Annotated in this window: 19 protein-coding genes; 9 read left to right on the top strand and 10 right to left on the bottom strand. The window is 65.8% G+C overall.

The window, feature by feature from the left end; genetic code table 11:
• Positions 1 to 4: 4 nt before the first annotated feature.
• Positions 5 to 397 (bottom strand): 30S ribosomal protein S9, encoded by a 393-nt coding sequence (gene rpsI, locus BM031_RS09260; RefSeq protein WP_027865814.1) that lies wholly within the window; start codon positions 395 to 397, stop codon positions 5 to 7.
• A gap of 9 nt (positions 398 to 406) precedes the next feature.
• Positions 407 to 835 carry a 50S ribosomal protein L13 gene (rplM, locus tag BM031_RS09255; RefSeq protein WP_091874105.1) on the bottom strand — a complete coding sequence of 143 codons (429 nt, stop codon included), beginning with the start codon at positions 833 to 835 and terminating at the stop codon, positions 407 to 409.
• 271 nt (positions 836 to 1,106) lie between these two features.
• Here rplM and BM031_RS09250 point away from each other — a divergent pair, with 271 nt between their 5' ends.
• The 4 genes from BM031_RS09250 to BM031_RS09235 all read left to right on the top strand — a co-directional run bounded on the left by BM031_RS09250 (position 1,107) and on the right by BM031_RS09235 (position 4,987).
• Entirely contained in the window at positions 1,107 to 2,567 is a 1,461-nt protein-coding gene (locus BM031_RS09250; RefSeq protein WP_091874103.1) for an alpha/beta fold hydrolase, read from the top strand.
• A gap of 10 nt (positions 2,568 to 2,577) precedes the next feature.
• Positions 2,578 to 3,309, top strand: coding sequence for an ABC transporter ATP-binding protein (locus BM031_RS09245; RefSeq protein ID WP_091874101.1), 732 nt, complete (start codon positions 2,578 to 2,580; stop codon positions 3,307 to 3,309).
• A complete protein-coding gene (locus tag BM031_RS09240) occupies positions 3,306 to 4,490 on the top strand; it encodes an ABC transporter permease (protein WP_091874100.1) in 1,185 nt (394 codons plus the stop codon). Before BM031_RS09245 ends, BM031_RS09240 begins: the two co-directional genes overlap by 4 nt.
• Positions 4,491 to 4,564: 74 nt before the next feature.
• A complete protein-coding gene (locus tag BM031_RS09235) occupies positions 4,565 to 4,987 on the top strand; it encodes an OsmC family protein (RefSeq protein WP_091874098.1) in 423 nt (140 codons plus the stop codon).
• Positions 4,988 to 5,292: 305 nt separating this feature from the next.
• Here BM031_RS09235 and coq7 read toward each other — a convergent pair whose 3' ends face one another.
• Both coq7 and BM031_RS09225 read right to left on the bottom strand, forming a co-directional pair.
• Entirely contained in the window at positions 5,293 to 5,937 is a 645-nt protein-coding gene (gene coq7, locus BM031_RS09230; RefSeq protein WP_091874284.1) for a 2-polyprenyl-3-methyl-6-methoxy-1,4-benzoquinone monooxygenase, read from the bottom strand.
• A gap of 45 nt (positions 5,938 to 5,982) precedes the next feature.
• Positions 5,983 to 6,408, bottom strand: coding sequence for a hypothetical protein (locus tag BM031_RS09225; protein ID WP_091874097.1), 426 nt, complete (start codon positions 6,406 to 6,408; stop codon positions 5,983 to 5,985).
• Positions 6,409 to 6,617: 209 nt separating this feature from the next.
• Here BM031_RS09225 and BM031_RS09220 point away from each other — a divergent pair, with 209 nt between their 5' ends.
• The 3 genes from BM031_RS09220 to BM031_RS09210 are packed head-to-tail and all read left to right on the top strand — an operon-like array spanning position 6,618 to position 11,343.
• A complete protein-coding gene (locus BM031_RS09220; RefSeq protein ID WP_091874095.1) occupies positions 6,618 to 7,511 on the top strand; it encodes an ABC transporter ATP-binding protein in 894 nt (297 codons plus the stop codon).
• A gap of 3 nt (positions 7,512 to 7,514) precedes the next feature.
• On the top strand, positions 7,515 to 11,093 hold the full coding sequence (locus BM031_RS09215; RefSeq protein WP_091874093.1) for a M1 family aminopeptidase: 3,579 nt from the start codon (positions 7,515 to 7,517) through the stop codon (positions 11,091 to 11,093).
• 43 nt (positions 11,094 to 11,136) lie between these two features.
• On the top strand, positions 11,137 to 11,343 hold the full coding sequence (locus BM031_RS09210; protein WP_091874092.1) for an addiction module protein: 207 nt from the start codon (positions 11,137 to 11,139) through the stop codon (positions 11,341 to 11,343).
• A gap of 65 nt (positions 11,344 to 11,408) precedes the next feature.
• On the opposite strand, the gene BM031_RS09205 is transcribed toward BM031_RS09210, so the two are convergent.
• From BM031_RS09205 to BM031_RS09180, 6 genes are all read right to left on the bottom strand, one after another.
• The gene (locus tag BM031_RS09205; protein WP_091874090.1) at positions 11,409 to 11,963 is read right to left on the bottom strand and encodes a hypothetical protein; all 555 of its coding nucleotides are present in this window, start codon (positions 11,961 to 11,963) and stop codon (positions 11,409 to 11,411) included.
• 90 nt (positions 11,964 to 12,053) lie between these two features.
• The gene (locus tag BM031_RS09200; RefSeq protein WP_091874088.1) at positions 12,054 to 13,757 is read right to left on the bottom strand and encodes a methyl-accepting chemotaxis protein; all 1,704 of its coding nucleotides are present in this window, start codon (positions 13,755 to 13,757) and stop codon (positions 12,054 to 12,056) included.
• 392 nt (positions 13,758 to 14,149) lie between these two features.
• Positions 14,150 to 16,810, bottom strand: coding sequence for a DNA topoisomerase III (locus BM031_RS09195; RefSeq protein ID WP_091874086.1), 2,661 nt, complete (start codon positions 16,808 to 16,810; stop codon positions 14,150 to 14,152).
• A 244-nt stretch (positions 16,811 to 17,054) separates the two neighbouring features.
• Complete coding sequence (locus tag BM031_RS09190; RefSeq protein WP_091874084.1) at positions 17,055 to 17,513, bottom strand: Smg family protein; 459 nt, start codon at positions 17,511 to 17,513, stop codon at positions 17,055 to 17,057.
• A 223-nt stretch (positions 17,514 to 17,736) separates the two neighbouring features.
• Positions 17,737 to 18,861, bottom strand: coding sequence for a DNA-processing protein DprA (gene dprA, locus BM031_RS09185; protein ID WP_091874083.1), 1,125 nt, complete (start codon positions 18,859 to 18,861; stop codon positions 17,737 to 17,739).
• Between the two features lie 8 nt (positions 18,862 to 18,869).
• Positions 18,870 to 19,967 carry a LysM peptidoglycan-binding domain-containing protein gene (locus tag BM031_RS09180; RefSeq protein WP_091874081.1) on the bottom strand — a complete coding sequence of 366 codons (1,098 nt, stop codon included), beginning with the start codon at positions 19,965 to 19,967 and terminating at the stop codon, positions 18,870 to 18,872.
• Positions 19,968 to 20,247: 280 nt separating this feature from the next.
• Between BM031_RS09180 and def the strand changes: the two genes are divergently transcribed.
• Positions 20,248 to 20,793 carry a peptide deformylase gene (def, locus tag BM031_RS09175; protein WP_091874079.1) on the top strand — a complete coding sequence of 182 codons (546 nt, stop codon included), beginning with the start codon at positions 20,248 to 20,250 and terminating at the stop codon, positions 20,791 to 20,793.
• Between the two features lie 11 nt (positions 20,794 to 20,804).
• A complete protein-coding gene (fmt, locus tag BM031_RS09170; protein WP_091874077.1) occupies positions 20,805 to 21,752 on the top strand; it encodes a methionyl-tRNA formyltransferase in 948 nt (315 codons plus the stop codon).
• The last annotated feature ends 34 nt before the right edge of the window (positions 21,753 to 21,786 follow it).

The raw sequence follows: 21,786 nt of genomic DNA, 5'->3' as shown, positions 1-21,786 counted from the left end.
CGAATTAACGCTTCGAGAACTGCTTTGCGCGACGTGCTTTACGCAGGCCGACTTTCTTACGCTCGACTTCACGGGCGTCACGGGTGACGAAACCGGCACGTGCCAGGTCGCCCTTGAGGCCTGCGTCGTAGTCGATCAGTGCGCGGGTGATGCCGTGGCGCACTGCACCAGCTTGGCCGGACTCGCCGCCGCCGTGCACGTTGACCTTGATGTCGAAACGCTCGACGTTGCCGGTCAGTTCCAGCGGCTGGCGGATGACCATCAGGCCGGTTTCGCGCGAGAAGTATTCGTTCGCAGGCTTGCCGTTCACGACGATCAGGCCGGTGCCGGCTTTGATGAACACGCGAGCGACTGCACTCTTGCGACGGCCGGTGCCGTAGTTGTAGTTACCGATCATGTCAGTTCCTTAGAGGGTCAGTGCTTGTGGTTGCTGAGCTGCGTGCGGGTGCGAACCTTCCGCGTACACTTTCAGCTTCTTGATCATTGCATAGCCCAGTGGGCCCTTCGGCAGCATGCCTTTGACAGCTTTTTCCAGGGCGCGGCCCGGGAAGCGCTGTTGCATTTTCAGGAAGTTGGTTTCGTAGATGCCGCCCGGGTAGCCCGAGTGACGGTAGTACGTCTTGTTGGTGGCCTTGGTGCCGGTCACGCGCAGCTTGCCTGCGTTGATGACGACGATAAAGTCACCGGTGTCGACGTGCGGAGTGAATTCTGGCTTGTGTTTGCCGCGCAGTCGGAGTGCCACTTCGCTGGCAACACGTCCGAGGACCAAGTCCGTCGCGTCAATCACAAACCAGTCGCGCTGGACTTCATGGCCCTTAGCGGAAAAAGTTTTCATGTTGACTTCCTAAATAGGTAAATGCTCACTGTGGTGGTTCCGCCCTTGCTGCAACGGACTCTGCCTTATTATCTTCCCCGAGCAAAGGGAAAGCCCACGATGATAGCCGAACAGGAGCCATCGCGTCAATCCGCGTGGCGCCTCCTGTCGCATTTTCCGCGCCGGCGCCGGCGCCCTTCCCCGCTCGCATAATTTCGTGCGATGGCGCAACTAATCCATTGACCGCCAAAACGATGCCAATCTACTATGCAGCATCCTTTGAGGAGACTGTGTGAAGACAAGAACGATTTTCCCCGCTGCCGCCCTCTGGCTGGCAGCATCGGCGGCCAGCGCCGCGGCGCCCGGCGCCGCCGCACCCGCCGCCGGCGCCAAGCCCACCGTCGCGACCCGCAGCTGCCACTTGCCCGGCGTCGTCGATGCCCTGCGCTGCGTCACCATCAACGTCCCGCTCGACCACGCCAAGCCCGGCGCCGGCAGCATCAAGCTGCACGTCACGGTCGCCCCGGCGCACCGCGAAGGCACGCGCGGCGACCCGGTGTTCGTGCTGGCCGGCGGTCCCGGCCAGGCCGGCAGCGACGTGATCCAGGTGCTGCCGCTGGTATTCGGCCGGGTGCGCGCCACCCGCGACATCGTGTTCATCGACCAGCGCGGCACCGGCCTGTCGGGCAAGCTCGATTGTGCGAGCAAGCCGGAACATGAGCGCATGACCGAAGAGCAGCTCAAAGCCGAACTGCTGGCCTGCATCGGCACCAGCAAGGCGCCGTTCGGCGCCTACACCACCGACGCCTCGGCGCGCGACCTCGAGGCGGTGCGCCGCGCGCTCGGCTACGGCGCCGTGAACGTCTGGGGCGGCTCCTACGGCACCCGCCTGGGCCAGGCCTATGCGCGCATGTACCCGTCCAGCGTGCGCACCCTGGTGCTCGACGGCGTGGCCGCACCCGACCAGGTGATCCCGGCCGGCGCCCGCGACGCCCAGGCCGCGCTCGACAAGCTGTTCGAGCTGTGCGCCAAGGACGCCGGCTGCAACAAGGCCTTCCCGACCGTGCGCGCCGACTTCAACGCGCTGGTGGCCAAGCTGGAAGCGGGCGGCATCAAGCTGTCGCTGCCCGATCCGCGCACCGCCAAACAGGTCGACTTCACGATGACCGCGCCGCGTTTCCTCGGCACGGTGCACAACATCCTGTACTCGCCGGCCGACGCGCGCCGCCTGCCCTTCCTGATCCATAACGCCGCCCAGGGCCGCTGGCAGCCTTTCATCGCGCGCCAGAACCTGGCCACCGATTTCGGCGCCGAAGGCAATATGGCGGTCCTGATGCACCTCGCCGTGGTGTGCGCCGAAGACGTGCCGCGCCTGACGCCGGAGCTGCGCAAGCTCGATGTCGGCCAGCTGACCAAGACCCTGGCCGAGGAAATGCCGGCCATGTGCCAGGCCATGAAGGTGCCGGTCGCCGCGTTCCAGGCCCCGACCCGGATCGAGGCGCCGGCGCTGCTGTTCTCGGGCGCGCTCGACCCGGTCACGCCGCCGCACCGCGCCGCCACCGCCGCCAAATACATGGCGCGCGCCCAGCATATCGTGGTCGATAACGCCGGGCACGGCGTGTCGCAGCTCGGCTGCGCCCCGCGCCTGCTGCGCGAATTCCTCGACAAGCCGCAAGCCACGCTCGACGTGGCCTGCATGAAGTCGATTCCGGCTCCGACCTTCCAGCTCGGCAGCGCCGGCCCGCAACCTTAAGGCGACAGACATGATTGAAGTCCACGATGTACGCAAACAGTTCGGCGCCGTCAAGGCGCTGGGCGGCGTCAGCTTCACCGCGCGCGATGGCCAGATCACCGCGCTGCTCGGCCCCAACGGCGCCGGCAAGACCACCCTGCTGCGCACCCTGGTCGGGCTGCTCAAGCGCGACCACGGCACGATCTCGATCGACGGCGTCGATCCCGAGAAGGACCCGATGGCGGTACGCCGCAGCATCGGCTTCCTGACCGACCAGTTCGGGCTCTACGAGCGCCTCACCACGCGCGAATACCTGGTGTATTTCGGCGAACTCAATGGCATGGCGCGCGCCGGCCTGCACCAGCGGATCGACGAAGTGTCCGAGCTGCTCGGCATGGAAGACATCCTGGCGCGCCGCACCAAGGGCTTCTCGCAGGGCCAGCGCATCAAGGTGGCGCTTGCGCGCACCCTGCTGCACCGCCCGCGCCACCTGCTTCTCGATGAACCGAGCCGCGGCCTGGACGTGATGAGCACGCGCGCGCTGCGCACCGCGCTCGGCGCGCTGCGCGCCGACGGCTGCTGCGTGATCATGGCCACCCACGTGATGCAGGAAGTGACCGCCCTGTGCGAGGACGTGATCGTCATCGCCGGCGGCCACACCGTGGCCCAGGGCTCGCCCGATGAACTGTGCCGGCGCACCGGCATCGCCAACCTGGAAGACGCGTTCGTGAGCCTGGTCGGTACCGAAGAAGGAATCGCATGAAATCCAAGCTCCTGATTATTTTCCTCAAAGAGCTGCGCGAGACGCTGCGCGACAAGCGCACGCTCGGCATGCTGGCCATGTTCACGCTGCTGTACCCGGCGATGATCGGCTTCATGCTGCACCAGGGGATCGACCGCAGCACCAAGACCGAGCGCGAAGGCATCGAGCTGGCCGTGATCGGCGCTGCCCGCGCGCCGACCCTGATGGCGCAGCTGGGCCAGAAGAACATCACGGTCAAGGACACGCCGGCGATGGACGAAGACGCGATCGCCGACCTGCTGCGCGAGAAGAAGTTCGTGGCGGTGCTGCGCCTGCCGGACGACTTCACCGAGAACTACTACGCGATGCGCCCGGCGCGGATCGAGGTCTGGTTCGACTCGGCCACCGACCGCGACCGCCAGCGCGGCGACGTCGAGGACGTGCTCAAGCTGTACGGCGCCAACATCGCCAGCGCGCGCCTGCTGGCGCATGGCGTGTCGCCGGCGGCGCTGTCGCCGATCCAGGTGCAGCGCTACGACACCGGCACCAACGCCGCCCGTTCGGCGGTGGTGGTGGGCAGCATCATGGGCATCCTGTTCTTCCCGGCCTTCATGCTGAGCATGTCGGCGGCGGTCGACAGCACCGCGGGCGAGCGCGAACGCCGCTCGCTCGAAGTGCTGATGGCGCAGCCGGCGCGCACCTGGGAACTGGTCGGCGGCAAATGGCTCGCCGCCAGCATGCTGGGCATCGTCGGCGTGACCCTGGAGCTGATCCTGGCCCACATCATCCTCAAGTGGCTGCCGCTGGAAGAACTGGGCATGTCCTGGAGCCTGGGCTGGGGCGAGCTGATGCTGGTGTGCCTGGTGACGGTGCCGCTGTCGCTGCTGGCCGGCGCCATCCACATCGCACTGGCGATGAACGCCAAGACCTTCAAGGAAGCGCAGACCATCCTGAGCATCGTGCTGATCGTGCCCTTCATCCCCGGCTTCATCGTGTCCTTCCTTGAGCTGAAAACAGCCGACTGGATGTACCTGGTGCCGATGATGTCGAACCAGACCCTGGTGAAAGAACTGTCCAAGGGCGGCGACATCGGCTCCCTGCCCTTCCTGCTGACCTTCCTGTGCTCGGCGATTCCCGCGCTCCTGCTCATCGCGTTTGCGAGCTGGCGCATGAAGAGCGAGCGCTACGTGCTGGCGGTGTAAAAAAACGGGGCGCCGGCAAAGGCGCCCCGGCTGCCTTACAATCCACGGCACAGCATCCTCAGCGGAGAAATCGAATGGAAGTGAAAGTCAGCTGGAATGGCCCGTCGGGCATGAGTTTTCGCGCCGAAACCGGCACCGGCCACATGGTGGCCATGGACGGCGCCCCGGAAGCCGGCGGCCACAACCTGGCCCCGCGCCCGATGGAGATGGTGCTGGTCGGCACCGGCGGCTGCACCGCCTACGACGTGGTCCTGATCCTCAAGCGCGGCCGCGAAGACGTGCGCGGCTGCGACGTGACGCTGCAGGCCGAGCGCGCGGAGAGCGATCCGAAGGTGTTCACCAAGATTAACTTCCACTTCGTCGTCACCGGCCGCAACCTCAAGCCGGCCGCAGTGGAACGGGCCGTCACCCTGTCACACGACAAGTACTGCTCGGCGTCGATCATGCTGGCCAAGACGGCGGAGATCACGCATACGGTGGAGATTGTGGAGGTTTAACGCCAGGCGTCAGGTAATCATGCCGTCACGCGGCGTGCACTGTGACCACCACCCTCAAGACCGTCGTTCCGGCGAAGGCCGGAACCCAATTTTTGTGAGCAGCGGTAACGCACGCAAATTGGGGGTGGCAATGCCAGTGGCATTGCCACCCCTGCGCGGGAACGACGTGCCGAAGTTGCGGAATCAATCGATACGGCGCCGGGACGTACACACACTTGGGTTCCGGCCTGCGCCGGAACGACGTTGTTCTAGTGTGTAGCGGTTAGAAGTGTGCGGCGCCTTCAAGTGCGCCGTCTTTCGAAAAGCTAAATGTGATACGCCGTCGTCGTCATCACCTTCGACATCGCCTGCATCACCATCCGCACCGGCGCCGGCATTTCGGCCGCGCCCAGCGCCTGCGCCGAGGCGCCGTGGGCGATTTCGTCTACCCGCATCTGCTCCACGATCGCGCGCGAGCGCGCGTCCTGGGGCGGGAGCTGTTCGAGGTGCTCGTTCAGATGCGCCTCCACCTGGCGCTCGGTCTCCACCACGAAGCCCAGGCTCTTCGGATCGCCCAGCTTGGCCGCGATGCTGCCCAAGACGTAGGAACCCGCATACCACAAGGGGTTGAGCAGGCTAGGCTGCGAGCCCAGTTCCGACAGGCGCTCGGCCGTCCAGGCCAGGTGGTCTTCTTCCTCGCGCGCCGATTTCTTGAACTGGGCACGGATCGTCTCGCTCTTGCCGAAGCGCGCCTGGGCGTCGTACAGGGCCTGGGCGCAGACTTCGCCGACGTGGTTCACGCGCATCAGGCCGGCGCTGTGGCGGCGCTCGTCGTCGCTCAGTTCGTAGTCGTTGGCGTGGGCGCCGGGATTGGGGCGCGACGATGACGCCACGCCGCCGACCACGCGCAAGGCCTTGTCGAAACCGGTGATCAAGTCGTCGAAGGGGGAGCTGGAACGGTTTGCACTCATGATGTGGTCGATGCAGGTGGCCAAAACGTCATTATAGGCCTTGTGCTAACTGCCCGGCGCCGACGCCTTCGTGCGCGCGATCCAGTCGGCCAGGGGGCCGGCCGGGTCCAGCCCCGAGATGTTCTTCGCCACGCCCAGGTTCAGGTCGAGGAGGAAGGGAATCGAATCGACCGGCACCTCCGGGCAGTGGCGCCGGAAGGCGTCCATGAAGCGCGCCGATTCCACCGTCGGCATCACCTTCTCGCCGCTCATGTACTGCAGCACGCTGGCGATGCTGTGGCCCTGGCCCAGCGTGTGGTAGAGGAAGCGGTTGAATTCGCGGTCGACCTTCTTGAAGTCGATCGCCTCCTCCGTCATCAGCGCAGCCAGGTAGAACAGCCCCAGCCCGACCCGGAACCAGTCGGTCGCCTCCGCCCGGCCGCGGCCTTCGTGCATCAGCGCCAGCAGCTTGTCCTGGATGAGCTTGTTCATTCGTCCATTATCCACGTTTTGGGGCCCAAGGCGAGCAATGTTTATATAGGGAAAGTTTTGGTGCGCCCTATCACCGGATTATGCAGTCTGGGCCAGCAAACTGACCGTGCGTCGCAGAGATACCACAAGGGGGCACGCAATTTAATACAATGCAAGTGTTGAGGATGGTTTACACGCGCAGCGTCATGACTGCGACATGGGAGCATGGCATGGAATTACGTATCAGGAATTTGTCGAAGACCTACGCCAATGGCGTGGTCGCGCTCGACCGGGTCACGCTGACCATCCCCGCCGGGATGTTCGGCCTGCTCGGCCCGAACGGCGCCGGCAAATCCACGCTGATGCGCATCCTCGCCACCCTGCAGGAATGCGATTCCGGTTCGGTGTTCCTGGATGATATCGATGTGCTGGACGAAAAGGATGCGGTGCGCCGCATGCTCGGCTACCTGCCGCAGGATTTCGGCGTGTACCCGAAGGTCACCGCCTACGACATGCTCGACCATTTCGCCCAGCTCAAGGGCCTGTCGCACAAGCACCGCCGGCGCGAAGTGGTGGACGGCCTGCTGCAGCAGACCAACCTCTGGGAAGTACGCAACCAGCGCCTCGGCACCTTCTCGGGCGGCATGCGCCAGCGCTTCGGCATCGCCCAGGCGCTGCTGGGCGACCCGCGCCTGATCATCGTCGACGAGCCCACCGCCGGCCTCGACCCGCAGGAACGGGTGCGCTTCCACAACCTGCTGTCCGAGATCGGCGAAGACAAAACCGTCATCCTGTCGACCCACATCGTGTCCGACGTGGCCGACCTGTGCGCCAACATGGCGATCATCAACAAGGGCCATGTGCTGCTGTGCGGCGACCCGCAGGACCTGGTCTACGAGATCGAAGACTACATCTGGGCGCGCTTCGTCACCAAGCAGGAGCTGCCGGTATTCCAGAAGCGCCACCAGGTCATCTCGACCCGCCTGCTCACCGGCCGCACCCTGATCCACGTGTATGCCGAAAAAGACCCGGGCGACGGTTTCGAGCCGGCCCGCGCCAGCCTGGAAGACGTGTATTTCGCCACCATCGCGGGCCGCCACAACGCCGCTGCGGGGAACTGTTAAGCAATGCGCACCCTGCTTGCCATCGCCGGCTTCGAAGCGCGGCAGCGGCTGCGGCTGCTGTCCACCTGGATCTACTTCGGCATGTTCCTGGCGCTGGCGATGCTGTGGATGGCGGCGGCCGGCGGCGTGTTCCGCGACGCCCTCGTCACCTTCGGCGGCCGGGTCCTGATCAACGCCCCGCGCCAGGTGGCGCTCACCGCTTCCTTCCTCGGCTGCTTCGGCGTGGTGGTGGTGGCGGCCGTGATGGGCCGCTCGGTGCAGCAGGACTTCGAATACGAGATGCAGCACTTCTTCTTCAGTGCGCCGATCCGCAAGCACCACTACGTGCTGGGCCGCTTCCTCGGCGCCTTCCTGACGCTGGCGGTGATCCTGTCGAGCATCGTGCTGGGCGCCTGGCTCGGCTGCTTCATTCCCGGCGTGGAGCCGGACCGGCTGGGACCGAACACGCTCTCGAACTACCTGCTCCCCTACCTGTTCACGCTGCTGCCCAACACCTTCATCTTCGGCTCCCTGTTCTTCGTGCTGGCCGCGCTGTCGCGCCGCATGCTGCCGGTGTACGTGGCCAGCATCATCATGATGGTCGGCTACATCATCGCGCCTTCGCTGGCACGTGACCTCGACTACAAGACCCTGGCCGCGCTGATCGACCCGTTCGGCACCACCGCGCTGATCCGCCTTACCGAGTACTGGCCGATCGCCGAGCGCAATACGCGCGTCGTGACGCTGGAAGGCGTGTACCTGGTCAACCGCCTGCTCTGGGTGGGCTTCGGGCTGGTGGTGCTGCTGCTCGGCTACTGGCGCTTCCACACCACCGTCAGCGTCGACACGCGCCAGCGCAAGGGCCAGCAACTGGTCGAAGCGCCGGCCCCGCTGACGCACGCCGCCATCGACACCGTCGAGGCGCCCGACTTCGAGCGCCGCAGCCTGGCCATCCTGCTGGGCAAATCGGTCTGGTACAACCTGCGCGAGTCGAGCAAGAACGTGTACTTCCTGGCGCTGGCGGTCGCGGGCGTCCTGATCCTGGCGGCCAGCGCGCTCGACCTCGGTTCGATGTACGGGACCAGCACCTACCCGGTCACCTACATGGTGCTCGACCTGATCCGCGACGTATTCGAACTCTACATGCTGGTGGTGACCACCCTGTTCGCCGGCGAGATGGTGTGGCGCGAGCGCGAAGCGCGCATGTCGCAGATGCTCGACGCCCTGCCCGCGCCGACCTGGCTGCCGCTGGCCGGCAAGACCCTGGCGCTGGTCGGCCTGCAGGCCCTGCTGCTGGCGATGGCGATGGTGGTCGGCATGCTCATTCAACTGTTCAAGGGCTGGTTCGGGCTGGAGCCGGGGCTGTACATCCGCTTCCTGTTCACGGTGCTGCTGCCGCAGTACGCGCTGCTGGCGGTGATGGCGATCGCGATGCAGGTGATCGTCAACAACCGCTACACGGCCTACTTCATCCTGATCGCCCTGTACCTGGTCGCCGGCACCGCGCAAGGCTATGGCCTGGACCACCCGATGCTGGTGTTCGGCTTCACGCCGCCGTTCACGTATTCCGCCATGAACGGCTTCGGCCACTACCTGCTGCGCGAGCACTTGTTCCAGCTGTACTGGGGCGGCATGGCCATGATGCTGATGGTGGCGGCGCGCGTGCTGTGGGCGCGCGGCGTCGACACCGGCTGGCGCGAACGCCTGCGCCTGGCGCGCCGCAACCTGTCGGCGCCGGTGCTGGCCGGCTTCGGCGCCGGCCTGGCCATCTTCGCCGGCACCGGCGCGCTGCTGGCCTGGGAACTGCACGCCGGCGACTACCAGACCACCGGACAGCAGGAACAACAGCGCGCCGAGTACGAGCTGCGCTACCGCCGCTACGCCGCGCTGCCGCAGCCGCGCATCGCCGACGTCAAGCTGCAGGTCGACATCCGGCCCGCGCAGCGCGCGCTGGCGGTCAAGGGCAGCTACCAGCTCGAGAACCGCAACGCAACGCCGCTGCGCGACATCATCCTGTACCAGCAGCGCGGCGCCAAGCTGGAGGTGCGCTTCTCGCAGGCGGCGCGCCAGGTCGCGGCCGATCCGGAGCGCGGCTTCTACCACTACCGCCTGGCCAGCCCGATGCAGCCGGGCCAGCGCATGGCGCTCGATTTCACCGTGAAGTACGCCCCCGGCGGCCTGCTGGGACTGGGGCGCGACACGCCGGTGGTGGGCAACGGCAGCTTCTTCACCAACGACGTCATGCCCCGCATTGGCTACCAGCCGGCGGTGGAGCTGCTGGACGACCGCGACCGCAAGAGCCGCGGCCTGGGTCCGAAGGCCCCGATGGCCGCGCGCGACGACCCGGCCGGGCGCGCCAACAATGGCGTGGGCGTGGACGCCGACTGGATCGGTTTCGATGCGGTGGTCAGCACCAGCCCGGACCAGGTCGCGATCGCGCCGGGCACGCTGGAAAAGGAATGGATGCAGGGCGGCCGCCGCTACTTCCACTACCGCATGGACAAGCCGATCCTGAACTTCTACGCCTTCCAGTCGGCGCGCTACGAAGTGCGGCACGACCGCTGGCAGGACGTGACCATCGACGTGTTCTACCATCCGGGCCACGAGTACAACGTCGAGCGCATGATTCGCGGCGCCCAGGCGGGCCTGGACTACGCGGCGAGGCGTTTTGGCCCCTATCAGTTCCGAGAGTTGCGCATCGTCGAATTCCCGCGCTACGCTAGTTATGCACAGGCCTTCCCGGGCACCATCCCGTTCTCGGAAAGCATGGGCTTCATCGCCCGCATCGACAACGATTCGCCGAAGGACATCGATTATCCGTTCTACGTCAGCGCCCACGAAGCCGCGCACCAGTGGTGGGGCCACCAGCTGGTGGGGGCCAGGACGCGCGGCGCAACCGCGCTGTCGGAGAGCCTGTCGGAGTACACTGCGCTGATGGTCATGAAGCGCACGGTGGGAAGCCAGAAGATGCGCCGTTTCCTGCGCTATAACCTCGACGCCTACCTGATGGGCCGCGCCACCGAGCGCCGCAAGGAACTGCCGCTGGCGCTGAACGAAAACCAGGACTACGTCCACTATCGCAAGGGCAGCCTGGCGCTCTACCTGTTGCAGGACCTGCTGGGTGAGGACGCCGTCAACGGCGTGCTGCGCGGTCTGCTGAAGGAACACGGCTTCCAGGGCGCGCCCTACCCGAGCGTGTCGGTGCTGGTCGACGGCCTGCGCGCGGTGACGCCGCCGGACAAGGCCTACCTGATCGACGACCTGTTCGAATCGATCGTGCTGTACGAGAACCGCGCCGCCAGCGCCAGCGCGCGCCAGCGCCCGGACGGCAAGTTCGACGTGACGATCAAGGCCCATGCAGGCAAGGTACGCGCGGGCGAACTGGGCGACGAGAAGCCGGCGCCCTTGAAGGACTACATCGAATTCGGTGTCGACGACCGCAACGGCAACCCGCTGGCGCGCGAACGGCGCCTGGTGGACAAGGCCGAACAAAGCGTCACGCTGGTGGTCGACGGACGCCCTGGAAGGGCCGGTATCGACCCGGATAACAAATTAATCGATCGAAAACCGACCGACAATATGGTTCCGGTCGACAACCTTTGAAACTAGAGCTATTATTTCAAAAATATTACTGGAAGGAAGCATCATGTCGAACCTGGTTGCCGAGATCGCAGAACAGATTCAGCTGCTGAGCGCAGGTGAAAAGAATTCGCTGTTGCGTATGCTCCTCGAGGACATCGACGGCGCCGACGAGGACGCCGACGAAGCATGGCGCAACGAAGTCGTGCGGCGCGTGAAGGCGATCCGCAACGGCGAAGCCGCGATCCGGGCACTGCAGGAGTGGCAGGAGTAGGAACGGGAACGCGCCTTGTGCGCATCCATTTAAAAAAACCGCGGTCATGCCGCGGTTTTTGCATTTCACGGCTGGGTGGATGGCGCGGGCCGGATAGCGCCGGCCTTGCCGGCGTAGGCCGCCGCTGCGATGAACACATCGCTGATCGCCTTTACCGCTTCGGCGGGCAGCGTGGCGCTGCGCCGCTTCATCAGCATGTCCGGCGGTTTCGGGCCTTTGCACGCCAGGGTGGCCGAAGCACCGTCGTAACGGCAGGCGACCCGTATTTCCTCGGGCGGTGGCATCCTGTCGCCGGGCATCCCGAACGGCTGCGCGCTCAGTACATCGCCCTCCAGCGTCGCGCGCAAGGGCACACCCAGGACGACGCGCATTGTCGGGTCGGGCTTGCCCTTGTCGGCGCCGGTGGCATGCAGCGCCGGCGCAGATGACCCGACCAGCATGCCGGTGCCGTCCGCCTGCAGGTACAGTTCGGCCTGGGCGGTGGTGCCGGCATACAGGGATTCGGCCGTGCCCCACACGCCCACCAGATGGGCGGGAATGACGTCGGCCGCCGTGGCCGACAGCTGCCACGCGGCCAGTGCGAACAGGATTGCGCGTTTTGCAAGTGGCGTGGCCGGCATGACGTTCCTTGTGTTTGGTCGTTCCGCACGCCCACCCGGAACTGTCCGCGGAAGCGCGTTCTACCAGGTTCGGGTGGAACGCAAGTAGGTTCAGGCCACGGCTTCGGCCTCGGCTTCAGGCGCTACTGCGCTGGCGCTGCGCGGGCCGGGCTTGCGCGCCTGGCGCCCGCCCTTGCGTGCGGCCGGCAGGGCCAGGCGCTGCGGCGCGGCCGGCGCCACCACGGGCGCGGGCACGGCCTGCGCGTCCTTGGCCAGCTGGAAGGTCCCCACCAGCTGCGCCAGCCCCCCGGCCTGCTCGCGCATCGCTTCGGCTGCGGCAGCGGCCTGCTCGACCAGCGCGGCGTTCTGCTGGGTGACCTCGTCCATCTGGACGATGGCCTGGTTCACCTGTTCGATGCCGTCGCGCTGCTCTTCGCTGGCGGCGGCGATCTCGCCGATGATGTCGGACACCCGCTTCACGCTCGCCACCACGTCTTCCATCGTGCGGCCGGCCTGGTCGACCAGGCGCGAGCCGGCTTCCACGCGCGACACCGAGTCGCCGATCAGTCCCTTGATTTCTTTCGCCGCGGCGGCCGAGCGCTGCGCCAGGTTGCGCACCTCGCTGGCCACCACGGCAAAGCCGCGTCCCTGCTCGCCCGCGCGCGCCGCTTCCACGGCGGCGTTCAGCGCCAGGATATTGGTCTGGAAGGCGATGCCGTCGATGACGCTGATGATGTCGGCAATCTTGCGCGAGGCCTGGTTGATCGAACCCATGGTGAGCACGACTTCGGCCACCACGTCCCCGCCATGGGCGGCGGTGTCGGCGGCGCTGGCGGCCAGCTGCTTGGCCTGGCGCGCATTGTCGGCGTTTTGCTTGACGGTGGAGGTGAGTTCTTCCATCGACGAGGCGGTTTCCTCGAGCGAGCTGGCCTGCTGCTCGGTGCGGCTCGACAGGTCCTGGTTGCCGGCCGAGATTTCACCGGCCGCGGTCTCGATGGCGCCGGTGCCGGTGCGCACCTTCGAGACGATCGCCACCAGTGACGCATTCATGTCCTTCAGCGCCGCCATCAGCTCGCCCGCTTCGTCGTTGGTGCGCACCTTGACGTCCAGCGTCAGGTCGCCCTCGGCCACCGAGCGCGCCAGCTTGACCGCGCGGCGCAGCGGGATGCTGATGTTGCGGCCCAGCTGGTAGGCCATGAACAGCGCCAGGATGCCGGCGATCAGGCCGCCGCCCACGAGCGTGCGGCGCATGGCCGAACGGGCAGCCGCGATCTCCGCCGTGCGCTGCGCGAGCACGGTGTTTTCAGCCTCCCTGACCTGGGCCACCACGCCGCGCATGGCGGTCATGCCGGCCCTGCCCTTGCCCTCCTGGACCGCGGCGACCACCTGCGCGATGTCGCCGTCGACCGCCGCGCGGCGCAGCGCGACCACGGGATCGATGGCCTTGGCCAGCCAGTTGCGCTGGTGCTGGGCCAGCGCGTTCAGGCGCTGCTGCTGCGCTTCGTCGCCACCCGTGAGCGCGAGCGCTTGGGCGAGGTGCTGCTGGAAGGCCTGCTTGCCGGCCGTGTAGGGCTCCAGCGAGGCGTCCTGGCCGGTGAGGGCGAAACCGCGTTCGCCGGTTTCGATATTCACCAGCGCCTGCATCGCGCCGTCGACCTCGGCCAGCGTCTGGTAGGTGCGCACATTGGCGTCGTTGGCGGCATCGAGTGCGCTGACCTTGGCGTAGGCGATGGCGACGACAATGCCGGTAATGCCGATCAGGACGCCGTAGCCGAGGTAGAGGCGGGTCGCAATTTTGAGGTCGGAGAGCTTCATGGGTTCAGACGGGTCGAATAGTTATAGGAGTGATGCCTGCGTTTGCAACAGGGGACCGAATGATGAAACTTTATGCGTCAATTACTTGTTCGATTATTACCGGGAAAAGTGATTAATGAAAAGCAAATTCTTGTGGTGGGGAGGAATGATGCGGGTGGGGTAAGTGGGGCGTGGATGCGATGTTGGTATGCGACGGAATTGGGTTCCGGCCTTCGCCGGAACGACGTTGTTTGATGATGGAGAGATTCAAGAGCTGCCGGCGCCGGAAAAGATCCTCGCCCTAAAAACCGTCATCCCGGCGCAGGCCGGGATCCAAGTTACCCCGCAAACCACCCGCGCAAAAAAAACGCGAACCCCAAGGAGTCCGCGTTTTTTACCACCGGGTAAAAAAATTACTTCTTTGCCGCCGCAATCTTCTTCGCCGCCGGCTTGCGCGCCGCCGACTTGGCCGGGGCCTTCTTAGCTGCGGCCTTGGCCGCCGGCTTGGCGGCCGCCTTGCGCGCCGCCTTCAACGGTGCCGCGCCCTCGCCCTCGGCGCCCTCGGCGCCCTCGGCCGCAGCCGCCTTGGGCTTGGCGCCCGGCTTGGCCTTGCGCTCTTCGAACTCGAAGCTGATCTTGCCGTCCTTGCCGCGGACCAGGAAGGCCTTGAAGGCGCGGCGGGTGCGCTGCGACACGAAGCCCGGCATCAGGTCGGTCTTGCCGTCGACCAGCAGCTTGGTCATCTGCTCGGGCAGGATTTCCTGCTGCAGGATGATGCGGCCGCTGCGGAAGTCGCAGGCCTTCGGCTTGGCGACCGTTTTTTCGCACACGTAGGCCAGGCCCATTTCGTACACGCCGGACGCGCACTTCGGGCACGGTCCGAGCGCGGTCTGGCCGGTGAAGTCGACGCCTTCGCCGTCTTCGTCGTCCTGGTCCTGGCCGAAGTCGAACTCCAGCTTGAAGTTCTTGATCTCTTCGTCGCGCACGATGCGCAGGATCGCCGCAAACGGGCGGCCCATCTTGGAGCGGAAGCCCTGCAGCGGACCGATGGTGCGGTTCTTCAGCAGTTCCTCGACTTCGGCGATCTCGAACTGGCGGCTGCCCGGCGTCTTGCTCATCGAGAATTCGCACTTGGTACAGGCGAAGCGGCGGTAGTTTTCCTTGACCACGCCGCTGCAGTTCGGGCACGGGGTGACCAGGGTCGCGTAGTCGCCGGGAATCGTCTCGTTGTCGTATTCCTTGGCGCGCTTGACGATGATCTGCGTCATCTGCTGGATCTCGCGCATGAATTCGTCGCGCGAAATCTTGCCCTTCTCCATCTGCGACAGCTTGTATTCCCACTCGCCGGTCAGTTCCGGCGCGGTCAGTTCGTTCACGCCCAGGCCGCGCAGCAGCGTCATGAGCTGCGACGCTTTCGCGGTCGGGATCAGCTCGCGGCCTTCGCGCAGCAGGTATTTCTCGTTCAGCAGGCCCTCGATGATGGCCGCGCGGGTCGCTGGCGTCCCGAGGCCCTTGCCGGCCATGGCGTCGCGCAGCTCGTCGTCGTCGATCAGCTTGCCCGCGCCTTCCATTGCCGACAGCAGGGTCGCTTCCGAGTAGCGTGCAGGCGGCTTCGTCACCAGGCCGTTGGCGCTGAGCTTGTCGGCCAGGACCTTCTCGCCCTTTTGCACCGGCACCAGGGTGGCGCTGTCCTTGTCGTCGCCCGTGGTGTCCTTGCCGTAGACGGCGAGCCAGCCCGGATTGGTCATGACCTTGCCTTCGGTCTTGAACTGGTGGCCCGACACTTCGGTGAAGCGGGTGGTCACCAGGAACTCGGCCGGCGGGAAGAACACGGCCAGGAAGCGGCGCGTGACCAGGTCGTACAGCTTCTGTTCCGGCTCGCTCAGGTTCTTCGGTGCGACACCGGTCGGGATGATCGCGAAGTGATCCGAGATTTTCGTGTTATCAAAAATGCGCTTGTTTGGCTTGACCCAGCCGTTCTTGGTGACCTGCTTGGCGAACTGGTTGTAGTTATTGGTGTCGGCCAGCGCGACCATCGTTTCCTTGACGGTCTGGACGTAGTCTTCCGGCAGGTGGCGCGAATCGGTACGCGGGTAGGTCAATACTTTGTGCTTTTCGTACAGCGCCTGGGCCAGGCCCAGCGTGTTCTTGGCCGAGAAGCCGAAGCGGCCGTTGGCCTCGCGCTGCAGGCTGGTCAGGTCGAACAGGGCCGGCGCCATCGAGGTGGTCGGCTTCGATTCCTCGGTGACCACGCCCTGCTTGCCGCGGCAGGCGGTGGCGATGGAGTCGGCGGCGGCCTTGCTCCACAGGCGCTCGGCGCGCTTTTCCGGGTCATTCTCGTCCTTCTTGAAAGCCTGGTCGAGCCAGCGGCCTTCGTACACGCCGGCGGCGCACACGAATTCGGCGCGCACTTCCCAGTAGTCGCGCGAGACGAATTTCTTGATCTTTTCTTCGCGCTCGACCACGATCGACAGGGTCGGCGTCTGCACGCGGCCCACGGTCGTCAGGTAGAACCCGCCCTCTTTCGAATTGAAGGCGGTCATGGCGCGGGTGCCGTTGATGCCGATCAGCCAGTCGGCTTCCGAGCGGCAGCGCGCGGCGTCGGCCAGCGGCAGCATTTCCTCGTCGGTGCGCAGGTTGGCGAAGCCTTCGCGGATCGCGCCGGCCGTCATCGACTGCAGCCACAGGCGTTTCACCGGCTGCTTGGCCTTCGCGTTCTGCGCGATCAGGCGGAAAATCAGTTCACCTTCGCGCCCCGCGTCACATGCGTTGATCAGGGTGGTGACGTCCTTGCGCTTGATCAGCTTGTTCAGCACCTTCAGGCGCGACTCGGTCTTGGCGATCGGGTTCAGCGCGAAGTACGGCGGGATCATCGGCAGGTGGGTGAAGCTCCATTTGCCGCGCTTGACGTCGAATTCTTCCGGCACCGCGATCTCGAGCAGGTGGCCCACCGCGGACGACAGGACGTATTCGTCGGATTCGAAGTACTCATCGTGCTTGGTGAAGCCGCCCAGCGTCTTCGCGATGTCGTTCGCGACCGACGGCTTCTCGGCGATGATGAGGGATTTGGTCATATGTTTCTCTGATGCTCTATATATAAGTGGCTTGGCTCGCGCATCATACATGCTTGTGCGCCGGTCGGTTGCCAAAAGCCGTAGTGTCTGATTGGTAACAGTCTGGATTGAGCGGCCAATGATAAGCGCGATGCCGCGCCTCCCGCAAGTGCACATGGCTTCCGCCCGCCGCCCGGGACGGGCCGTCGGGCCCAGAAACGACAAACGGGGCATGCAGCCCCGTTTTGCCTGATCGCCCTGCTGGCTAGTGCAGCAGGCGCGGCGCCTGGTCGTCGTCGTCGCCGAACAGGTCGTCGAACATGAGCGCGTCCGGCTCCTTGCCCTGGCTCCACAAGACCATCAGCACGATGATCTTGAGCTTGCCCAGCGCCACCGGCGACTCGTCGCAGGCGAGCGCGCGCTCGATGACGATCTCGCGCTGCGTCGGGCTGAGGACCTTGGCGCTTTCGAGGAACTGGATGAAGCCGATCGCGGCGCTGCCCAGCTCGATGTATTCCTCATCCACGTAGTAGCGGATGCCGGTGCAGGCATCGATGGCGTCGGAAACTGCCGCTTCGGTCAGCCCGGACAGCCAGTCCAGCGCCTCGGAGATTTCGAAATCATCGAAACCGACGGCGGACAGCTTGCGTGCCAGGGCAGCCGGCTCGGGGCAGGCGTCAGGACGATAGTACGTCTCGTAAAGGTAGACCAGGATGTCGAACATAGTGACGCTACTGTAGCAGTTAAGCTCGTTCCGGTACAAGTCCAGCACGCGCACCCATGTGCCCGGCGCAAAAAACGTTGTATCGTGGCCTTATCCGTTCGCTCAGTTTTCTCAATTTCCAATGAAATCAAGGGGATGCATTCCATATCGGCATCTCAAATAGAACATTCTTTTTTGCATTACCCCATGCAGGCTGCATGGCGTAGAACCGGCATGCTACGCCTTATGTGGCCCGCACCACCCGTTGCAGCGCCCCGCCAGGCAGGCGTTCCACCACCCCTGCCAGCTCCAGCGCCAGCAGTTCGCCGGCCAGCGCCGCGGCATCGCCACCGATGCGCGCCAGCAGTTCATCGGGCCCGACCGGGTCGTGGCCGAGCGCGGCCAGCAGCGCGTCGTTGCAGGCAGGCGGGGGCGCCGCCTGCCGCACCAGCGGCGACACCCGCATCGCTTCCAGCACCTCGTCCACGGTCTCGACCAGGCGCGCGCCTTCGCGGATCAGCTGGTGGCAACCCTTGGCCAGCGCCGAATGGATCGAGCCCGGCAAGGCGAACACCTCGCGCCCCTGCTCGGCCGCCATCTGCGCCGTGATGAGCGAGCCCGACTGCGCCGCCGCTTCCACCACCAGCACGCCGGCCGTCATGCCGCTGATGATCCGGTTACGGCGCGGGAAATTGCTGGCCACAGGTGGCGTGCCCAGCGCATATTCGCTGACGATGCAGCCCTGTTCGGCAATGCGGTGGGCGAGCGCGCGGTTGCGCGCGGGGTAGACGCGGTCGGGCCCGGTGCCGATGACGGCGATGGTCGAGCCTTCCCCGCGCAGCGCGCCTTCGTGGGCGGCGGTATCGATGCCCAGCGCCATGCCCGACACCACGCACAGCCCCGCCCGCGACAAGGCTTCGGCAAATCCTTCGGCGTTGGCCTTGCCCTGGCTGCTTGCGTTGCGGCTGCCGACCACGGCGATCATGGGCGCGGACAGCAGCGCGCGCCGCCCGTTTATATAGAGCAGCAGCGGAGGATCGGCGATGTGGCGCAGCGCCTCCGGGTAATCAAGGTCGTGCAGGGTGACGATGGCGTGCGCCGGGTCGCGCAGCCAGGCCAGCGTGGCCTCGACGATGCGTGCGGTGTCGAGCGACATGGGTGCGCACAACGCGGCGGCCTGCGCCGCCGGCACGTGCGCGGCCAGGGCCGCACGGCCGGCGCGGAAAATGGCCGCGGGCGAGCCGAAAACGTCCAGCAGCAAGTGGGCAGTGCGGCACCCCACCCCGGCCACCCCTTCCAGGCGGATCCAGTCGGCAATGAGGGCGTGCTCGTCACGGCTGCTGGCGGGTTGGGGGGCCGTGTCGTGCACGGGTGGATTTACTCCGGTGAGCGCGCCACGTCGCCGACTTCCACCGGCGCCGTCACTTGCATGATCAAGCCGTACGAGACGTTCTTGAACACGCGGAAAATGAACAGGCTGCCATATTGCTCGTCAGGCAGCTTGATCTGCTGTTTGCGGAAGCCGAGCACGCCTTTGCTGGCGGGATCCGGCACCGTCTTCCCGAGATGATAAAGCTGCAGCACGGCGCCGACATCGAGCCCGTCAATCGAACCCCGATTGACGGTGACCACCTGGCTCTGGCCGGCATAGGTCACGCCCGCGTAGATCGACATCACGCGCGCATCGATGGTGTGCGCCGGCGCATGCGGCACGTAGTTGCGCACCGGGCTGGGCGGCATCGGGATCAAGAGGTCGTTCACGCCCATTTCCTGGCGCGTCTCGGTGACGCGGAAGGTATGGGCGTCGACACCCGGCGCCGCTTCCTTGTCGAGCGTCACGCTGCCCAGGTAGGCGGCTTCGCGCGCCAGCACCTTGCCGGTTTGCGGATCCTTCAGCACGGTGCCGGGACGGAAGACCTGGAAGGTCTTGCCGCCCTGCAGCTGGCCGGTGACATAGACGCGGTCGCCGGTACCCAGGTAGACCCGGCCTTCCTGGGACGCGACGATGCGCGGCGCGCCGGCCAGTTCGTCGTTCTCGACCACGAGCGGCTGGGTCAGGTAGGGTTCGATCATGCCGGCCGGGATCGACTGCACGGCGTCGCGCTCGAGCGACTCGGTGCGCACCTGGGGCGACAGTTTCGTGATCGGCGGCTCGCCCCGGCCGTCGCCGCCGCTGCCCGGACGGGTCAGCGACAGGCGGCCGCGGCTGCGGTCGAAGTAAATGATTTGGCCCGGATAGATCCAGTGCGGGTTGCGGATTTCCTCGCGGTTCATGCCCCACACCTGGGGCCAGCACCAGGGGTTCTGCAGGAAGTGGCCGGAAATATCCCAGAGCGTATCGCCCTTGACCACCACGTGCTGGTCGGGTGCGTTGGGGCGGAAGCTGCATTCGGCGGCGCTGGCCGGCGCGGCGAAGGCACACGCAACGAGCGCCACGGCAGCAGCACGGGTCGCGACTGTGCTAAAATTTTTCATTGAAACGTCCGTCATTGCGTCCGTAAGTTGTGGCTTTGACACCGGATGGCTGGCAGCCCGCGGTTCTTTCCGCTGGCCTGCCGCAAGAAACTGCACGAGACAGCACGATGCGCCGCTCCCTTCTACCGTAAAAGGGTTGCCGTACTGAATCAAATTCTGCACACAATTCCTGGAACTAGCAAGACAAACCGCGTCCTGCCAGGCCGGGAATGTGTTGCATTTCTGTTCGTGCTGGCCCGACTCTTATTGAACTGATATCCACCCCTGACTCTCCCTGACTATGGCCTTACTCACTATCCTCCGCTACCCTGACCCGCGCCTGCACAAGCTCGCCAAGCCGGTTACCGAATTCGGCACCGAGCGCCTGCGCCAGCTGGTCAAGGACATGGCCGAGACCATGTACGACGCACCGGGCGTCGGCCTGGCTGCCACCCAGGTGGATGTGCACGAGCGCGTGATCACCATCGACGTGTCCGAGACCAACGACCAGCTGATCGTCTTCATCAACCCGGAAATCACCTGGGCCAGCGACGACAAGCTGGTGTACGACGAAGGCTGCCTGTCGGTGCCGGGCGTGTACGACGGCGTCGAGCGCCATGCGCGCGTCAAGTGCAAGGCCTTCGACGTCGAAGGCAAGGAGTTCGAGGTCGAGGCCGACGGCCTGCTGGCCGTGTGCATCCAGCACGAGATGGACCACCTGGTGGGCAAGGTCTTCGTCGAATACCTGTCGCCGCTCAAGCGCAACCGCATCAAGGCCAAGCTGCAGAAGGAAGAGCGCGGCGCCGAGCGCGAAGCCGCCCTGAGGTCCGCCGGCCGCCGCTACTGATCGCGGCCCCCATGAAAGTCGTTTTCGCCGGCACCCCCGAGTTCGCCGCCGTCGCCCTGCGTGCCCTGCACGAGGCAGGCTTCGAGATCCCCCTGGTCCTGACCCAGCCCGACCGTCCCGCCGGGCGCGGCATGCAGTTGCAGGCGTCGAGCGTGAAGCAATACGCGCTGGCGCACGGCATCCCCGTCGCCCAGCCGCTGTCGCTGCGCATGGACGCCAAGGACCCACAGCGCGCGCAGGAAGCCCGCGCCGCCCACGAGCGCCTGCTGGCGCTCGAGTACGACGTGATGGTGGTGGCGGCCTATGGCCTGATCCTGCCGACCAGCACCCTGGACATCAAGCCCTGCATCAATATCCACGGTTCGCTCCTGCCGCGCTGGCGCGGCGCGGCGCCGATCCACCGCGCGATCGAAGCCGGCGACCTGGAAACCGGCGTGACCATCATGGGCATGGAAGAAGGCCTCGACACCGGGCCGATGATGCTGATGGAGCGCGTGGCCATCGCGGCCACCGACACCACCGGCAGCCTGCACGACAAGCTGGCCGCGCTGGGCGCGCGCATGATCGTCGATGCGCTGCGCAAGATGGAGGCGGGCGGGCTGCCGGCCACGCCGCAGCCGGAACAGGGCGTGACCTATGCCGCGAAAATCGCCAAGGAAGAAGCCAGGCTGGACTTCACCCTGCCGGCCGAGCTGCTGTGGCGCCGGGTGCGGGCCTTCAATCCCTTCCCGGGCGCGCACGGGCTGGTCGATGGCGTGACGGTGAAGGTGTGGAATGCCGAACTGGCGCCTGGCAGCGGTACACCGGGCCAGGTACTGGCGGCCGATGCCGGCGGCATCGTGGTGGCCTGCGGCGAAGGCGCGCTGCGCATGACCGAACTGCAAAAGCCGGGCGGCAAGCGCCTGCCGGCTGCGGAGTTCCTGAAAAGCTTCCCGCTGGCCGGGCTGAACTTCTCGTAAACCATCCGCCAAATAAAAATCGGGGCATCCGCCC

It is taken from the genome of Massilia yuzhufengensis, from assembly GCF_900112225.1.
GTDB classification, from domain to species: domain Bacteria; phylum Pseudomonadota; class Gammaproteobacteria; order Burkholderiales; family Burkholderiaceae_D; genus Telluria; species Telluria yuzhufengensis.
This window is presented reverse-complemented; position numbering and strand designations above follow the sequence as displayed.

Bases quoted from the DNA above. Each gene is read 5' to 3' on its own strand.
- rpsI (WP_027865814.1), bottom strand. From the start codon at position 397: ATGATCGGTAACTACAACTACGGCACCGGCCGTCGCAAGAGTGCAGTC.
- rplM (WP_091874105.1), bottom strand. From the start codon at position 835: ATGAAAACTTTTTCCGCTAAGGGCCATGAAGTCCAGCGCGACTGGTTT.
- BM031_RS09245 (WP_091874101.1), top strand. From the start codon at position 2,578: ATGATTGAAGTCCACGATGTACGCAAACAGTTCGGCGCCGTCAAGGCG.
- BM031_RS09240 (WP_091874100.1), top strand. From the start codon at position 3,306: ATGAAATCCAAGCTCCTGATTATTTTCCTCAAAGAGCTGCGCGAGACG.
- BM031_RS09235 (WP_091874098.1), top strand. From the start codon at position 4,565: ATGGAAGTGAAAGTCAGCTGGAATGGCCCGTCGGGCATGAGTTTTCGC.
- coq7 (WP_091874284.1), bottom strand. From the start codon at position 5,937: ATGAGTGCAAACCGTTCCAGCTCCCCCTTCGACGACTTGATCACCGGT.
- BM031_RS09225 (WP_091874097.1), bottom strand. From the start codon at position 6,408: ATGAACAAGCTCATCCAGGACAAGCTGCTGGCGCTGATGCACGAAGGC.
- BM031_RS09220 (WP_091874095.1), top strand. From the start codon at position 6,618: ATGGAATTACGTATCAGGAATTTGTCGAAGACCTACGCCAATGGCGTG.
- BM031_RS09215 (WP_091874093.1), top strand. From the start codon at position 7,515: ATGCGCACCCTGCTTGCCATCGCCGGCTTCGAAGCGCGGCAGCGGCTG.
- BM031_RS09210 (WP_091874092.1), top strand. From the start codon at position 11,137: ATGTCGAACCTGGTTGCCGAGATCGCAGAACAGATTCAGCTGCTGAGC.
- BM031_RS09205 (WP_091874090.1), bottom strand. From the start codon at position 11,963: ATGCCGGCCACGCCACTTGCAAAACGCGCAATCCTGTTCGCACTGGCC.
- BM031_RS09200 (WP_091874088.1), bottom strand. From the start codon at position 13,757: ATGAAGCTCTCCGACCTCAAAATTGCGACCCGCCTCTACCTCGGCTAC.
- BM031_RS09195 (WP_091874086.1), bottom strand. From the start codon at position 16,810: ATGACCAAATCCCTCATCATCGCCGAGAAGCCGTCGGTCGCGAACGAC.
- BM031_RS09190 (WP_091874084.1), bottom strand. From the start codon at position 17,513: ATGTTCGACATCCTGGTCTACCTTTACGAGACGTACTATCGTCCTGAC.
- BM031_RS09180 (WP_091874081.1), bottom strand. From the start codon at position 19,967: ATGAAAAATTTTAGCACAGTCGCGACCCGTGCTGCTGCCGTGGCGCTC.
- def (WP_091874079.1), top strand. From the start codon at position 20,248: ATGGCCTTACTCACTATCCTCCGCTACCCTGACCCGCGCCTGCACAAG.
- fmt (WP_091874077.1), top strand. From the start codon at position 20,805: ATGAAAGTCGTTTTCGCCGGCACCCCCGAGTTCGCCGCCGTCGCCCTG.